General features: G+C 60.2%; 19 protein-coding genes. 12 read left to right on the top strand and 7 right to left on the bottom strand.

Annotated features, from left to right (window positions below):
• Positions 1-22 precede the first annotated feature (22 nt).
• From BLT00_RS10740 to BLT00_RS10710, 7 genes are all read left to right on the top strand, one after another.
• The gene (locus BLT00_RS10740; protein ID WP_092145166.1) at positions 23-595 is read left to right on the top strand and encodes an Rnf-Nqr domain containing protein; all 573 of its coding nucleotides are present in this window, start codon (positions 23-25) and stop codon (positions 593-595) included.
• Positions 592-1,611: an electron transport complex subunit RsxB gene (rsxB, locus tag BLT00_RS10735; protein WP_092145164.1), complete on the top strand. Its 1,020-nt coding sequence runs from the start codon at positions 592-594 to the stop codon at positions 1,609-1,611. The genes BLT00_RS10740 and rsxB overlap by 4 nt, the downstream gene beginning before the upstream one ends.
• Positions 1,598-2,584, top strand: a complete 987-nt coding sequence (locus tag BLT00_RS10730; protein WP_092145162.1) for an RnfABCDGE type electron transport complex subunit D — start codon at positions 1,598-1,600, stop codon at positions 2,582-2,584. Before rsxB ends, BLT00_RS10730 begins: the two co-directional genes overlap by 14 nt.
• Positions 2,581-3,192, top strand: coding sequence for an RnfABCDGE type electron transport complex subunit G (locus BLT00_RS10725; RefSeq protein ID WP_092145160.1), 612 nt, complete (start codon positions 2,581-2,583; stop codon positions 3,190-3,192). Before BLT00_RS10730 ends, BLT00_RS10725 begins: the two co-directional genes overlap by 4 nt.
• Positions 3,185-3,718 (top strand): Rnf-Nqr domain containing protein, encoded by a 534-nt coding sequence (locus BLT00_RS10720; protein WP_092145158.1) that lies wholly within the window; start codon positions 3,185-3,187, stop codon positions 3,716-3,718. The genes BLT00_RS10725 and BLT00_RS10720 overlap by 8 nt, the downstream gene beginning before the upstream one ends.
• Positions 3,715-4,353: an endonuclease III gene (gene nth / locus BLT00_RS10715; RefSeq protein ID WP_003204935.1), complete on the top strand. Its 639-nt coding sequence runs from the start codon at positions 3,715-3,717 to the stop codon at positions 4,351-4,353. Before BLT00_RS10720 ends, nth begins: the two co-directional genes overlap by 4 nt.
• 107 nt (positions 4,354-4,460) lie before the next feature.
• On the top strand, positions 4,461-4,643 hold the full coding sequence (locus BLT00_RS10710; RefSeq protein ID WP_063324652.1) for a PA3496 family putative envelope integrity protein: 183 nt from the start codon (positions 4,461-4,463) through the stop codon (positions 4,641-4,643).
• Positions 4,644-4,698: 55 nt separating this feature from the next.
• Here BLT00_RS10710 and BLT00_RS10705 read toward each other — a convergent pair whose 3' ends face one another.
• Entirely contained in the window at positions 4,699-5,325 is a 627-nt protein-coding gene (locus BLT00_RS10705) for a response regulator transcription factor (RefSeq protein ID WP_003204939.1), read from the bottom strand.
• 468 nt (positions 5,326-5,793) lie between these two features.
• Between BLT00_RS10705 and BLT00_RS32130 the strand changes: the two genes are divergently transcribed.
• The gene (locus tag BLT00_RS32130; protein WP_092145156.1) at positions 5,794-6,276 is read left to right on the top strand and encodes a hypothetical protein; all 483 of its coding nucleotides are present in this window, start codon (positions 5,794-5,796) and stop codon (positions 6,274-6,276) included.
• A 91-nt stretch (positions 6,277-6,367) separates the two neighbouring features.
• On the opposite strand, the gene BLT00_RS10695 is transcribed toward BLT00_RS32130, so the two are convergent.
• Both BLT00_RS10695 and BLT00_RS10690 read right to left on the bottom strand, forming a co-directional pair.
• Positions 6,368-7,585, bottom strand: coding sequence for an argininosuccinate synthase (locus tag BLT00_RS10695; protein WP_003204943.1), 1,218 nt, complete (start codon positions 7,583-7,585; stop codon positions 6,368-6,370).
• A 127-nt stretch (positions 7,586-7,712) separates the two neighbouring features.
• Positions 7,713-8,690: a flagellar protein MotY gene (locus tag BLT00_RS10690; protein WP_063324650.1), complete on the bottom strand. Its 978-nt coding sequence runs from the start codon at positions 8,688-8,690 to the stop codon at positions 7,713-7,715.
• A gap of 190 nt (positions 8,691-8,880) precedes the next feature.
• Here BLT00_RS10690 and pyrC point away from each other — a divergent pair, with 190 nt between their 5' ends.
• Positions 8,881-9,927: a dihydroorotase gene (pyrC, locus tag BLT00_RS10685; RefSeq protein ID WP_003204946.1), complete on the top strand. Its 1,047-nt coding sequence runs from the start codon at positions 8,881-8,883 to the stop codon at positions 9,925-9,927.
• Entirely contained in the window at positions 9,924-10,601 is a 678-nt protein-coding gene (rnt, locus tag BLT00_RS10680) for a ribonuclease T (RefSeq protein WP_063324649.1), read from the top strand. Before pyrC ends, rnt begins: the two co-directional genes overlap by 4 nt.
• Before the next feature lie 186 nt (positions 10,602-10,787).
• Here the strand turns inward: rnt and BLT00_RS10675 are convergent, their stop codons facing one another.
• A complete protein-coding gene (locus BLT00_RS10675; protein WP_025215179.1) occupies positions 10,788-11,390 on the bottom strand; it encodes a peroxiredoxin in 603 nt (200 codons plus the stop codon).
• 101 nt (positions 11,391-11,491) lie between these two features.
• Positions 11,492-11,647, bottom strand: coding sequence for a hypothetical protein (locus BLT00_RS31840; RefSeq protein WP_158265801.1), 156 nt, complete (start codon positions 11,645-11,647; stop codon positions 11,492-11,494).
• Between the two features lie 57 nt (positions 11,648-11,704).
• Between BLT00_RS31840 and BLT00_RS10670 the strand changes: the two genes are divergently transcribed.
• On the top strand, positions 11,705-11,923 hold the full coding sequence (locus BLT00_RS10670) for a bacterioferritin-associated ferredoxin (RefSeq protein WP_003178704.1): 219 nt from the start codon (positions 11,705-11,707) through the stop codon (positions 11,921-11,923).
• 198 nt (positions 11,924-12,121) lie between these two features.
• Positions 12,122-12,595 carry a bacterioferritin gene (gene bfr / locus BLT00_RS10665; protein ID WP_003178701.1) on the top strand — a complete coding sequence of 158 codons (474 nt, stop codon included), beginning with the start codon at positions 12,122-12,124 and terminating at the stop codon, positions 12,593-12,595.
• 167 nt (positions 12,596-12,762) lie between these two features.
• On the opposite strand, the gene grxD is transcribed toward bfr, so the two are convergent.
• Both grxD and BLT00_RS10655 read right to left on the bottom strand, forming a co-directional pair.
• Complete coding sequence (gene grxD, locus BLT00_RS10660; protein ID WP_003204956.1) at positions 12,763-13,104, bottom strand: Grx4 family monothiol glutaredoxin; 342 nt, start codon at positions 13,102-13,104, stop codon at positions 12,763-12,765.
• Between the two features lie 89 nt (positions 13,105-13,193).
• Positions 13,194-15,302: a molybdopterin oxidoreductase family protein gene (locus tag BLT00_RS10655; protein WP_092145154.1), complete on the bottom strand. Its 2,109-nt coding sequence runs from the start codon at positions 15,300-15,302 to the stop codon at positions 13,194-13,196.
• Positions 15,303-15,317: the final 15 nt, after the last annotated feature.

Genomic DNA, 15,317 nt, shown 5'->3' with positions numbered 1-15,317 from the left:
GCCCTTTGTCGCCAACGCACCCATGACCGAAATCGTCCTCACGCTGTTCAGCGCTGCCCTGATCAACAACCTGGTGTTGCACTGGCCGCTGGGCGTCGATCCGCTGCTGGCGGCCAATGGTCGAAAGCAGGTGCACGCCTTGGGCCTGGCGACGGCGTGCCTGATGCTGATCGTCGGTACCCTGGGCTACCTGATCGATCATTGCCTGCTGGCGCCGAGCAACCTGGTCTCGCTGCGCTTGTTGGCCTGGCTGTCCTTGAGCGTGTTGCTGATCGGCCCCTTGCTGCGCCTGCTGGCACGCTGGCGGCCGGCAATGTCGTTCGAGGGGTTGTGGCCGCTGTTGCTCGGCAATGCCGGCATACTGGGCGTCACACTGCTCAACGGCCAGGATGACCGGGGCCTGGGCCACGCCATCGCCCTGAGCCTGGGTGCCGGGCTGGGGTTCTGGCTGGTGCTGGGCCTGTTCGACGATTTGCGCCAGCGCACTTTCAATAACGATATTCCCCTGCCCTTTCGGGGCCTGCCGATTCAGTTGATCAGCGCCGGACTGATGGCGGTGGCCTTTCTCGGATTACGCGGGCTGGTCAAAACATGATCCTGATTCAACGTATCGACGCCCTGCTGCCGCAGACCCAATGCGGCAAGTGCGGCCATCCCGGGTGCAAACCCTACGCCGAAGGCATCGCCCAGGGCGAGCCGATCAATAAATGTCCGCCCGGGGGGCGCGAAACCATCGCGGCCCTGGCCGAACTGATGAAAATACCGGTGTTGGAGCTGGACACCAGCCGCGGCGTGGCCCCGGCGCAAATCGCCTTTATCCGGGAAGCCGAATGCATCGGTTGCACCAAGTGCATCCAGGCCTGTCCGGTGGACGCGATTGTCGGCGCCGCCAAGCTGATGCACACCGTCCTCATCGACGAATGCACAGGCTGCGACCTGTGCGTGGCGCCCTGCCCGGTCGATTGCATCGAAATGCGTCCCCTGCCGACGGCAAACGTGCTGCCGATTGTCGGCGGCCTGGCCTTCAGCACCGAAGAACAACAGGCGCGAACCGCCAAGCGCAATCATGCCCGGCGCCGCTTCGAACAACGCAATGCGCGCCTGCGCCGCGAAGAGGAACAGCGCCAGGCCGAGCGCCTGGCTCGGACCCAACGGGCGGCGCAGGCCCAGGCTCAAACCCAGGACCCGGCACTCGACCCCGTACAAGCCGCGCTGGAGCGCGTGCGCGCGCAAAAAGCCGCCACCGCCGATGCCGCCTTGAAAAAAGCCAAGGTCGACCTGGCCATGAGCCGGGCACAGTTGAACAAATCCTTGAAAGCGTTCGGCCACCCGCCAACCTTCGAGCAGCAGTCGCAACTGATCGTGCTGCAACGCCAGTTCGAAGCGGCCGAACAGGCGCTGAACCAACTGGAAAACGCCGCGCCCGCGGCCACGCCAGCCCCAGCACCGACGCAAAACGCCGAGCTGAAGCGGGCCAAGATCCAACTGGCGATGCGCCGCGCCGAACTCAGCAAAGCCCGGGCAGCTACGGCATCGGATGAACAACTGCAGGCATTGGAACAAGCGGTGAAGGATGCCGAACGCCAGGTGGACGCCCATGCCGCCTCTTGAGCCAGTGGACGAACGGCTGCGCCAAGCAATGACGCGAGTGTTGCTGGCGACGCTGCCCGGCGTACTGGCGTTGCTGTGGTTCCAAGGCTGGGGCGTGGCGCTCAACCTGCTGTTGTCCGGCGTCACTGCGCTGGCAGTGGAGGCGTTGGTGCTGCGTTTGCGACGCCAGCCACTCAGGCCCGACCTGAACGATGGCAGCGCGCTGGTCAGCGCCACGCTGCTGGCCCTGGCCTTGCCGGCCTATTGCCCCTGGTGGCTGACCGTCACGGCGGCCGCCTGCGCCTTGCTGTTCGGCAAGCACCTGTGGGGCGGCGTCGGCAGCAACCCGTTCAACCCGGCAATGCTCGGGTACGCCCTGGTACTGGTGGCCTTTCCTTCCCAGATGAGTCACTGGCCGGCGCTCCACGGCATGGGCCTGTCTGAAGGCTTGCAGCAGGTATTCGGCGCTCATCCGGCGCCCGATGCCTGGGCGGGGGCGACCGCACTGGACAGCCTGCGAATCAACGCGAGCCTGACCGTCGATGAACTGTTCGCCAACGATCCGGCGTTCGGGCGTTTCGGTGGCCGGGGTGGCGAATGGGTCAACCTGGCCTTCCTGGCGGGCGGTCTGTTTCTGCTGCAGCAACGGGTGTTCAGTTGGCATGCACCCGTGGGCATGCTGCTGAGCCTATCCGTCGTCAGCCTGCTGTGCTGGAACGGTTCGGGCTCCGACTCCCATGGCTCGCCGCTGTTTCATCTGTTCAGCGGCGCAACCATGCTCGGCGCGTTTTTTATCGCGACCGAACCGGTCTCAGGTGCCAAGGCTCCTCTCGCCCGCCTGCTGTTTGGCGCGGGCATGGGATTGCTGGTCTATCTGATACGCACCTGGGGTGGCTATCCCGACGGCGTGGCGTTCGCAGTGTTGCTGATGAACCTCGGCGTGCCGGCACTGGACCGGTTTGCCGAGGCGCGACAACGGCGGCCACTGACATGAACAACCCCGTCGGCGTGGCAATCCTGACCCTGTTGATCGGCCTGGGGCTCGGTGCCACTTACCTCACGCACCTCGGCACGGCCGGGCGCATCGAGGCCCAGCAGCAAGCGCTGGCGAACAGGGCCTTGCTCGAGGTGCTGCCCACCGACCACTATGATAACCAGCCGTTGGCGCACCCCGTTGTCACAGCCTCAGAGCCCCTGGCCCATAGCACGCTGCTGGGCGGCTACCTGGCGACTCGCAGCGGCCAACCCAGCGCCGTGCTGCTGCGTAGCCAGGCGCTGGGCTATGAAGGCAGCATCGAATTGCTGGTCGCCATCGATCCACAGGGCCGGTTGCTGGGTGTCAAGACCCTGCGCCAATCCGAGACACCCGGATTGGGCGCAGCAATTGCCGGCTGGCCGAACGCCTGGTTGCAGACCTTCACGGGTAAATCACGCCAGGCGCCTGATGACGGCGGCTGGGCCTTGAAAAAGGACCAGGGCCAGTTCGATCAACTGGCTGGCGCGACAGTGACGTCCCGGGCGGTCCTCCAGGCTGTTCACGATGCGCTGCGTTACTTCGACGAGCACAAGGCTCAGTTGACGGGGGTGGCGGCCAATGAATAAGCCATGGGGACTGACACACGGCCTGCTGCTCGTCCCATTGGTCGGCGCGAGCGATTCGCTGGTTGGCGCGCTGGGGTTATGGCTGGCCTGGGCCCTGGTTCTTTTCAGCCATGGCTTGGCAATGGGGCTTGTGCGGCAACACCTGGCAGCCTGTCAACGGCTGCTCGCCTCTATCGTGTTGGCCGCTACCCTGAGCACCTGCATTGGCCTTGTCCTCCAGGCCTGGGCACTGGAATTGTATCGACCGTTGAGCCTTTACGTTGGCTGGATCGCCTTGAGCTGCGTAGCGCTGGAGCATGAGGGCTTCTTCGTTGATTCTCGCTGGCCCGGACGCCTCAGGCTGGCCGGGCTGTTTGGCCTTTTGATGATCAGCCTGGGCGCCGTGCGTGAGTTGATCGGCAACGGCCTGCCCCTGGCCCTGCTCGCCCCTGGCGGGTACATTCTGCTCGGGCTGCTGTTGGCGGCCCGACAGGCCTGGACGGCCGCCAGCCCCCATTCATCCGTTGAGGAAACGCCGCGCCCATGAACGCCGCAAAACGCCTGGAAATATTTCGTCGCCTTCACGAGGACAACCCGGAACCGAAAACCGAACTGGCCTATTCCTCGCCGTTCGAGTTGCTGATCGCGGTCATCCTGTCAGCCCAGTCCACCGATGTCGGCGTCAACAAAGCCACGGCCAAACTGTTCCCGGTGGCCAATACGCCAGAGGCGATCTATGCCCTGGGCGTCGAAGGACTGTCCGAATACATCAAGACCATCGGGCTGTTCAACAGCAAGGCCAAAAACGTGATCGAGACCTGCCGCCTGCTGATCGAGCGCCACGGCAGTGAAGTCCCGCAAACTCGCGAAGCGCTGGAAGCCCTCCCGGGGGTCGGCCGCAAAACCGCCAACGTCGTGCTCAATACCGCGTTTCGGCAGTTGACCATGGCGGTCGACACCCACATTTTCCGCGTCAGCAACCGCACCGGGCTGGCCCCCGGCAAAAACGTGGTGGAGGTCGAGAAGAAATTGATGAAATTTGTTCCCAAGGAATTCCTGCTGGACTCCCATCACTGGCTCATCCTTCACGGCCGTTACGTTTGCCTGGCGCGCAAGCCTCGCTGCGGCAGCTGCCGAATCGAAGATTTATGCGAATACAAGCACAAGACCTCCGACGATTGAGGTGCTATTGCTTTTATCGATCCATCGATTGAAAAAATCTTTTTTACCCGCCCGCGGTTTATCGATATAAGGAGCGCCAATGGCAGTCTTAGCCTGGAGTCGAACCCATGAGTGCTGGCAAAGAACAACTGGATGTAGAAGACGAATTCATCGCCGCTGAGGGCGACGACGTCGAACCTGTGGTCGTGGAAGTGGCGAAAACCAACCTGAGCAAGCGCCGCACCATCGATAACCTGCTGGAAGAGCGTCGCCTGCAGAAACAACTGGCCGATTACGATTTTGACCTCTGACACGTAAAAGCCTCCCTGATGGAGGCTTTTTACTGAGTACGCGTGACCCGAAAACTCACACCAAGCCATTGCGCTGCGCCAGTTCGATCAGGTCGACCAGCGAACGGGCATTGAGCTTCAATAACAGGCGCGTCTTGTAAGTACTGACGGTCTTGTTGCTCAAGAACATTCCATCGGCGATCTCCTTGTTGGTCTTTCCGCGCGCCAGTTGCTGCAAGACCATCATTTCCCGCCCCGATAATCGATCGACCATATCGGACTCACTGGCATTACCCAGACTCGACCGCACCGTATGCAATGCCTGGTTGGGAAAGTAACTGTAACCGGACAGTACCGCCTTTATTGCACTCAGTAACTCGGTAAGATCCTGTTGCTTGCATACATACCCGGCCGCCCCCGTCTGCATGCAGCGCATTGAAAAATGTCCCGGCGCCTGGGAAGTCAGCACCAACACCTTCATGGGTGAAGGAATGGCCGTCAGGCGAGCAATGACTTCCAATCCGTCCAGCTTCGGAATACCAATATCGAGAATGACGATATCGGGCATAAGTTCGCGAGCAAACTGTAACGCATCGACGCCATTATCGGTTTCGGCAACGACTTCATAACCATGACGCTCCATCAGCAAACGTACAGCAAGACGAATGACGGGATGATCATCCACGATCAGCACTTTATTCATGGGCAAATCCAACTTCGCTGTTCGAATTTTTAGAGCACGCACAATAGCCTAGTCATTTCTACCTTGGCATGCCGTCCCCCCCTGACCGCTCGCACCGAGAGACAGAACCTACAAGCTATACAGAAAAGTCCTACAAATCGCCGCAGAAAAAATGTGTCATGGATTTTTTACAGAGAAGGAATGACCTTTCTTAACAATTCGGTAACCCTGTGAACAATGCGCTTTTTCAGCGGCCCACCCACCTATGGACAGCCCACTGGAAAGTTCTTCACTCATAGAAAGTAACTGAATTATTTACTGTTAAAACTACCTTCCACTCACTTAAGGAAGGGGAATCCTATATAAAACATATTCAGGCGCCTGACATCCAGCATCGGCAGCCATTGCGACCATGCCTATATTTCATTCGGCATGGACAACCACTTTCCAACCCACACACCGAGCACAAGTACTCCATGAGCATTAACCATGAACAAACCTTTGAAGACCATAACCAACCCCATGACCCTCATCGCCATATTCGCCACTTTATCCGAAACTTCCGCAGCGATTTCCCTGCCCTTTCTGGATGACCAGGATCGTGAGTATTACCTGTGGTTCCTGATCAGTTTTCCTTTTTATCTATTGCTGCTTTTTTTCATAACGCTCAACTTCAATTATCGTTCGTTGTATTCACCTTCGGATTTTCGCAAGAGCAAACACTTCATAAAGACCATGGATGATTCGCCCTGTCGACGCAAACGACAGCTACGTCGGGCCGACGACGTCAAGGAACTGCTGGTGATACGTCTTCATCGACGCAGGCGCGGACCAGATACCCTTTGTATCGTATGCAGCCAATCGAAACGCCCGATCGAGACTTGCCGATCAAGACATTTGAAGCAAACCAGCATCGTCGTGTACGTCATCTACAGCAGCGCAGACCTGGCAACGCACGGGCGGGATAAATAAGCGAGCCGGGGCAGCGCCGCAACAAAAGCCACACAAAAAAAGGGTAAAAAAAACGGCCTGCTCATGGCAGGCCGTTTTCAGGTCACCAGGGTCAGAACAACTTGCGACCCTTGTTCGCCGCGATGCGCATGCGCAGGGCGTTGAGCTTGATGAAGCCGGCCGCGTCAGCCTGGTTGTAGGCACCGCCGTCTTCTTCGAAAGTCGCGATGTTGGCATCGAACAACGACTCGTCGGACTTGCGCCCGGTGACGATCACGTTGCCCTTGTACAGCTTCAGGCGTACCACGCCATTCACGTGAGCCTGGGAGGCGTCGATCATCTGTTGCAGCATCAGGCGCTCTGGGCTCCACCAGTAGCCGGTGTAGATCAGGCTGGCGTACTTGGGCATCAACTCGTCCTTGAGGTGAGCCACTTCGCGGTCCAGGGTGATCGACTCGATCGCCCGGTGGGCGCGCAGCATGATGGTGCCGCCCGGGGTCTCGTAGCAACCGCGGGACTTCATGCCCACATAGCGGTTTTCGACGATGTCCAGACGACCGATGCCGTGTTCGCCACCGATGCGGTTCAGAGTTGCCAGCACGGTGGCCGGGCTCATCTCAACGCCGTCCAGCGCGACGATATCGCCGTTGCGATAGGTCAGTTCCAGGTATTGCGGAGTATCAGGAGCCTTCTCCGGGGAGACGGTCCAGCGCCACATGTCTTCTTCGTGCTCGGTCCAGGTGTCTTCCAGCACGCCGCCTTCATAGGAGATGTGCAGCAGGTTGGCATCCATCGAGTACGGGGATTTCTTCTTGCCGTGGCGCTCGATCGGAATCGCGTGCTTCTCGGCGTAGTCCATCAGTTTTTCACGGGACAGCAAGTCCCATTCACGCCACGGGGCAATGACTTTCACGCCCGGCTTGAGGGCATAGGCACCCAGCTCGAAACGCACCTGGTCGTTGCCTTTGCCGGTGGCGCCATGGGAAATGGCATCGGCGCCCGTTTCGTTGGCGATTTCGATCAGGCGCTTGGCGATCAGCGGACGGGCGATGGAGGTGCCCAGCAGGTACTCGCCTTCGTAAACGGTGTTGGCGCGGAACATCGGGAACACGAAGTCGCGGACGAATTCTTCGCGCAGGTCATCGATGTAGATCTCTTTGACGCCCATGGCCTGGGCCTTGGCGCGTGCAGGCTCGACTTCCTCGCCCTGCCCCAGGTCAGCGGTGAAGGTCACCACTTCGCAGTTATAAGTGTCCTGCAGCCACTTGAGGATCACCGAAGTGTCCAGGCCGCCGGAATACGCCAGAACGACCTTGTTTACGTCCGCCATGCCATCACTCCACGGGTTGTACGGAAAGCCGGGAAGTCTAACGTCCAATGCGGATAATTTACAGAGGCGCGACAGCTTATGACGACGAAGCGACAGATTATGTCGATTGAGCGACGGCCGCCCTTGATCAGGACGTGCGTGCAGTGGCGGCAGCGGGAACCTTGGCCGGTGCCGCAGCCGGTGCCGGAACCTTGGCGGGGGCTGCTGCTGGGGCTGGCGCCGGGGTTGTCGGCTGCGGGGCCGGTGCTTCGGTCGGCGCCACACGCTCCAGGCGCACGACCACGCGACGATTCTTGGCCCGGTTGGCGGCGTTGGTATTGGGCACCAGGGGATAACGCTCGCCGTGGAAACGCAGGGTGATCTGCGATTCCTGGAAGCCATTGGCCTTGAAGAAATCCTGGACCGCCAGGGCCCGACGGCGCGACAGTTCACGGTTGGTCAGGCGATTGCCACTGTTGTCGGAGTGACCATCGAGTTCGACATGATTGACGCTCGGGTCGGCCTTGATGAAGTCGAGCATCACCTGCAACTGGGCCTTGGCTCGCGCATCGAGCTCGACTTCCTCGCCAGGGAAGCCGATCTGGGTCTGCTTCACCTGTTCGAAATTCTTCGGCAGCAACTTGGCCACGCAGCTCTGATAGTCGCTGAAGGCTTTGTTGAAACGCACCGGCAGCAACCGGACTTCCGACACTCGACCGTCCTCGGTATTGCGCCGTACCACAGGGCTGCGACCGTCCATCAGGCCGCTGATCAAGCGACCGGCCTGGACCTGCGAGCTGTTGAACAACACATCGCCACTGCCAATGCTGACCGAGCCCAGGTTGATATCGCCTCGCCCCGGTTGCCATGGTGCGGCCGCCGCCAGCAAGGTCGCGGAACCGCCGCCGAGCATCGGATTATAGGCCTTGAGCCTGAAGGTGGCCTGCTCACCCGCCCGGCGCACGAATTCGCCACTGCCAAAATCAGTGATCGGCTGGCTCAGCCGGCACTCGAACTTGTCGCCTTCGACCGTCCACTCAATGCTCTCCAGACGGGTCTGGAAAGTGAGCGCCATGGCGGGAAGGCTGGCAAACACACTGAGCAAGGCTAGATAACGCTGGCGCACGGGAGGCTCCACTGACTTTTATACAAAGATCGACGCATGCCGAGGGCATGACGCCTGTCCGGGGCACTGAACGGATTCGTGGCACACCTGTAGGAGCTATCGGTAAGTTGCGCCAGAACTTGATAGCGGGTGCCTGAATCGGTCTTTTCCGGTAGCATTCCCACAGTTTGACCCGCCTGGAAGCCCCCCAATGTCCGACCGCCTGACCCTGCTGCGTCCCGACGACTGGCATATTCATCTTCGCGATGGTGCTGTGTTGACCCATACCGTCGCCGATGTCGCGCGCACCTTCGGGCGCGCAATCATCATGCCTAACCTGGTTCCGCCAGTGCGCAATGCCGCCGAAGCCGACGGCTATCGCCAGCGCATCCTCGCCGCACGCCCGGCTGGCAGCCGCTTCGAACCGTTGATGGTGCTTTACCTCACCGACCGCACCCAGCCCGAAGAAATCCGCGAGGCCAAGGCCAGCGGCTTCGTCCATGCCGCCAAGCTGTACCCGGCCGGCGCGACCACCAACTCCGATTCCGGCGTCACCAGCATCGACAAGATCTTCCCGGCGCTGGAGGCCATGGCCGAAGTCGGTATGCCGTTGTTGATCCATGGTGAAGTCACCCGGGGCGACGTCGACGTGTTCGACCGCGAGAAAATCTTCATCGACGAGCACATGCGCCGCGTCGTGGAGCGCTTCCCGACCCTCAAGGTAGTGTTCGAACACATCACCACCGGCGATGCCGTGCAGTTCGTCAACGAGGCCCCGGCCAACGTCGGCGCGACCATTACCGCACATCACCTGCTGTACAACCGCAACCACATGCTGGTGGGCGGGATCCGGCCGCACTTCTATTGCCTGCCGATCCTCAAGCGCAATACCCACCAGGAAGCCTTGCTGGACGCCGCCACCAGCGGCAGCGCCAAGTTTTTCCTCGGCACCGACTCGGCACCCCACGCCCAGCATGCCAAGGAAGCGGCCTGCGGTTGCGCCGGTTGCTACACCGCCTATGCCGCCATCGAGATGTACGCCGAAGCCTTCGAACAGCGCAACGCGCTGGACAAGCTCGAAGGCTTCGCCAGCCTGCATGGCCCACGTTTCTATGGCCTGCCGGTGAACACCGATCGTATTACCCTGGTTCGCGATGAGTGGACCGCCCCCGCCAGCCTGCCTTTCGGCGATCTGGCTGTCATCCCGCTGCGCGCCGGTGAAAAACTGCGCTGGCGCCTGCTGGAGGAAAACGCGTGAGTGAAGATCATTTCGACGACGAACTGGACGGCAACGGTGGTTCGGGCGGCGCCCGTCACCCCATGGCAGCTCGGTTCCGTGGCTACCTGCCGGTCGTCGTCGACGTAGAAACCGGCGGTTTCAACTCCGCCACCGACGCTTTGCTGGAAATCGCCGCGACCACCATTGGCATGGACGAAAAAGGCTTCGTGTTCCCTGACCACACCTACTTCTTCCGTGTCGAACCGTTCGAAGGCGCCAACGTCGAAGCGGCGGCCCTGGAGTTCACCGGGATCAAGCTCGATCACCCGTTGCGCATGGCTGTCAGCGAAGAAACGGCCCTGACCGACATCTTCCGTGGCGTGCGCAAGGCGCTCAAGGCCAATGGTTGCAAGCGAGCGATCCTGGTCGGCCACAACAGCAGCTTCGACCTGGGCTTCCTCAACGCCGCCGTCGCGCGCCTGGACATGAAGCGCAACCCGTTCCACCCGTTCTCCAGCTTCGACACCGCGACCCTGGCTGGCCTGGCGTACGGCCAGACCGTCCTGGCCAAGGCGTGCCAGGCGGCCGACATCGATTTCGATGGCCGTGAAGCCCACTCGGCCCGCTACGACACCGAGAAGACCGCCGAGCTGTTCTGCGGCATCGTCAATCGGTGGAAGCAGATGGGTGGCTGGCAGGATTTCGACGACTGACATCGGCCTGGCTCTTTGTGTAGCGAGGGAGCTTGCTCCCGCTTGAGTGCGCAGCGCTCACAAGATCTTGGGGCGGCTGCGCCACCCAGCGGGAGCAAGCTCCCTCGCCACGGGGTCTGTGTTCTGCTTTACAACCCCATAAAAAAACCGGCCTGTCGAGGGCCGGTTTTTTTATGCCTTGCGCGCTTACAGCTTGCCGCCGTGCTCGGTCAGGTAAGCGGCCACGCCTTCAGGCGATGCGTCCATGCCCTTGTCGCCTTTTTTCCAGTTGGCCGGGCAGACTTCGCCGTGCTCTTCGTGGAATTGCAGCGCGTCGACCAGACGGATCAGTTCTTCCATGTTACGACCCAGTGGCAGGTCGTTGATGATCTGCGAACGGACAACACCTTTGTCGTCGATCAGGAACGCGCCACGGAAGGCCACGCCGCCTTCGGACTCAACGTCATAGGCCTTGGCGATTTCGTGCTTCATGTCGGCAGCCATGGTGTATTTCACCTGACCGATACCGCCATTGTTGATCGGGGTGTTGCGCCAGGCGTTGTGGGTGAAGTGCGAGTCGATCGAGACAGCGACCACTTCGACGTTGCGCGCCTTGAAATCATCCATGCGGTGATCCAGTGCGATCAGCTCGGACGGGCAGACGAAGGTGAAGTCCAGTGGATAAAAGAACACCAGGCCGTATTTGCCTTTGATGGCCGAGGACAGGGTGAAGCTGTCGACGATTTCGCCGTTGCCGAGGACGGCTGGAACGGTGAAGTCTGGGGCTTGTTTGCCTACGAGTACGCTCATTGGATATCTCCTGATGTAATAGCGTGAAAACAAGGTCCGGGCCAGCCTGCCACCCTCAGGCGACAGCCCTGTGACACGAACCCGCTTGCAAGGGCCGATCATCATACACCGCGCATTTGGACTGTCTTCAACGGTTTTTCGGCGACATCGAAAAAATCGCCGTCCGGTTCCATGCCGCACCAGTCGTCCTGGATAAACCGTTCGTCAGCCTGGCAACGCTCTGGCGCAAGACCTTGAGAAACCACTTTGACAATCATTCTCGTTAACATTAAGATCCGTCCCAATTGAGTCACAACCAGCGACGGTTCTCACTTATGTATGTATGCCTCTGCACTGGCGTCACCGACGGGCAAATCCGCGAAGCGATCTACGAAGGTTGCTGCAGCTATCGCGAAGTCCGCCAGGCCACCGGCGTAGCCAGCCAATGCGGCAAATGTGCCTGCCTGGCCAAGGAAGTGGTTCGTGAAACCCTCGCCAAAGTGCAAACGGCCCAAGCCTCGATTCCCTATCCGGTAGAATTTACTGCCGCTTGAAACCAGCTTTTTGAAGAACCGGACTCAATGTCCGGTTTTTTTATGCCTGTAAATCAAGCGCTTAGCCTCCAGACGCGGAACACAAACATTCTTATTCCGATTAATTTTCATTTATTATTCAATAACTTAGGTTTGACACTCGTAAATACGCGGCTCAAACTCTGCCTTATACACAGCTATTACAGGGCAGGCCTCATCATGAAAGGCGACATTACAGTCATCCAGCATCTCAACAAGATCCTTGCCAATGAGCTGGTCGCGATCAACCAATACTTCCTGCATGCGCGCATGTACGAGGATTGGGGCCTGAACAAGCTGGGCAAGCACGAGTACCACGAATCCATCGACGAGATGAAGCACGCGGACAAGCTGATCAAGCGCATCCTGTTCCTTGAAGGCCTGCCGAACGTCCAGGACCTGGGCAAGCTGCACATCGGCGAACATACCCGCGAGATGCTCGAGTGCGACCTGCGTATCGAGCGCACCGGCCACGCCGACCTGAAAGCCGCTATCGCCCATTGCGAAAGCGTTGGCGACTTCGGTAGCCGCGAACTGCTGGAAGACATTCTCGAATCCGAGGAAGAGCACATCGACTGGCTCGAAACCCAATTGGGCCTGATCGACAAAGTCGGTCTTGAGAACTATCTGCAATCGCAGATGGGTGAAGAGTAAGCTTTCCCGAAAGCCAGCCACTAAAAAGCCCCGCCCTCTTTCGAGAGGCGGGGCTTTTTATTGCCTGAATTCCAGGCCACACCGAAAACCACTGTGGGAGCGAGCTTGCTCGCTCCCACAAGGTTTCCCGTTCACCACGACGGATGTGGTGAACATACATCCATGAATCAGGCTTCGGTCTTGTTCGCCGCCGCTTTTTCCACCGCTTCCTTGATCGTGGCCTGCAGAGAGCCGTCGGCGGCCATCTCGGTCATGATGTCGCTACCGCCGATCAGTTCACCACCCACCCACAGCTGTGGGAAGGTTGGCCAGTTGGCGTACTTGGGCAGGTTGGCGCGGATTTCCGGGTTCTGCAGGATGTCCACGTAGGCAAACTTCTCGCCACACGCCATCACAGCCTGAGCAGCCTTGGCCGAGAAACCGCACTGTGGCGCGTTCGGCGAGCCTTTCATGTAAAGCAGGATGGTGTTGTTGGCAATCTGGTCTTTAATCGTTTCGATGATATCCATGGAGCACCTCGGCTTAAAACTTTTGCGACTTAAGTTGTCGACACGGTGACGCATTGTAACGGAAAGCCGAACCTGCTCCAGAGACAATTTTACGCAGCTGCCACCTTCACCGGTACGCCGTTAAGCGCCGCATTGCCAGACAACTCATCGAGCTGACAATCATCGGTCAGGTCGTTGGCGCTGGAGCCCGGTTGTCCGCTGGCAATGGTCATCTGCACGCCCGGCCGGGCATGCCCCCAGCCGTGGGGCAGGCTGACCACGCCTTTCATCATGTCCAGGCTGCCCAGCACCTCGACTTCGATGACGCCCACCCGCGAACTGACGGTCACCCGTTGCCCGTCGACAAGGCCGCGACTGGCGAGGTCATCCGGGTGCATCAACAATTGATGGCGCGGCTTGCCCTTCACCAGTCGATGAAAATTATGCATCCAGGAGTTATTGCTGCGCACATGGCGGCGACCAATCATCAGCAATTCGTCTGGTTTTGGCGCCTGCAACCCAGCGAAGCGCTCGAGATCGACAAGTATCACGGCTGGCGCAGCCTGCACACGTTGGTTTTCGGTTTTCAGGCGCGCAGCCAGGTTGGGCTTGAGCGCACCGAGGTCGATGCCATGGGGATGATCGAACAGGGTCGCCAGGGACAGCTTATGCGGCGAGGCATCGCCATACGCTCCGCTGCGCAGGCCGAAATCGATCATCTGCGCCGGCGGCATGGTCGGCTTGAGTTCCTTGCCGGTTCGGGCGGCAAAAGCCTTGGCCAGGCCGACGAAGATTTCCCAATCGTGCAGCGCACCCTCGGGCTTGGGCAGGATCGCCCGGTTGAAACGGGTCACGTTGCGCACCGCGAACAGGTTGAAGGTGGTGTCGTAATGATCGTTTTCCAGGGCCGAGGTCGAAGGCAGGATCAGGTCGGCGTAGCGGGTGGTTTCGTTGATGTACAGATCGACACTGACCATGAACTCCAGCCCATCCAGGGCCTGCTCCAACTGCCGCCCGTTGGGTGTAGACAGCACCGGGTTGCCGGCCACGGTGACCAGCGCCCGAATCTGGCCTTCGCCCTCGGTGAGCATCTCCTCGGCCAGGGCCGACACCGGCAGCTCCCCTGCGTACTCGGGACGCCCGGACACCCGGCTCTGCCAACGGTTGAAATGCCCGCCCGAGGTGGTAGCGACCAAGTCCACCGCCGGCTCGGTGCACAGCGCCCCGCCCACCCGATCAAGATTGCCGGTGACCAGGTTGATCACCTGGATCAGCCAATGGCACAGCGTGCCAAACGCCTGGGTCGAGACCCCCATCCGACCGTAGCACACCGCTGACGGCGCGGCGGCGAAGTCCCGGGCCAATTGCCGGATCTGCGCTGCCGGCACCGCACAGAGCGGGCTCATGGCTTCAGCCGTGAACGTGGCAACGGCCTCGCGCACCTCGTCCAGGCCGTCCACTGGCAGGTGGCTGTCACGGGTCAGGCCTTCGCTGAACAATGTATTGAGCAAACCAGACAGCAGCGCAGCATCACCGCCGGGGCGTACAAAGACATGCTGGTTGGCAATGGCCGCCGTTTCGCTGCGGCGCGGATCGACCACCACCACCTTGCCGCCACGGGCCTGGATCGCCTTGAGGCGCTTCTCCACGTCCGGCACGGTCATGATGCTGCCGTTGGAAGCCAGCGGGTTGCCGCCCAGGATCAGCATGAAGTCGGTGTGGTCGATGTCCGGAATCGGCAGCAGCAGGCCGTGGCCATACATCAAGTAACTGGTCAGGTGATGGGGCAGTTGATCCACCGAAGTCGCCGAGAAACGGCTGCGGGTTTTCAACAGGCCCAGGAAATAGTTGCTGTGGGTCATCAGCCCATAGTTATGCACGCTGGGGTTGCCCTGGTAGACCGCCACCGCGTTCTGGCCGTGGCGCGCCTGGATATCCGCCAGACGCTCGGCCACCAACGCGAAGGCATCGTCCCAGGCAATGGGTTGCCATTCATTGCCAACGCGCTGCATGGGCTGGCGCAGCCGGTCCGGGTCGTTCTGGATATCTTGCAGGGCCACCGCCTTGGGGCAGATGTGACCGCGGCTGAAGGTGTCCAGCGCATCGCCCTTGATCGAGGTGATTGCCAGGCCCTGGCCGTCGGTTTCGGTGATTTCGAGGGTCAAGCCGCAGATGGCTTCACACAGGTGGCACGCACGGTGGTGGAGAGTCTTGGTCATGGCCAGTCTCTGTTT

It is taken from the genome of Pseudomonas sp. NFACC51 (assembly GCF_900103575.1).
Taxonomy (GTDB): Bacteria; Pseudomonadota; Gammaproteobacteria; order Pseudomonadales; family Pseudomonadaceae; genus Aquipseudomonas; species Aquipseudomonas fluorescens_Q.
This window is presented reverse-complemented; position numbering and strand designations above follow the sequence as displayed.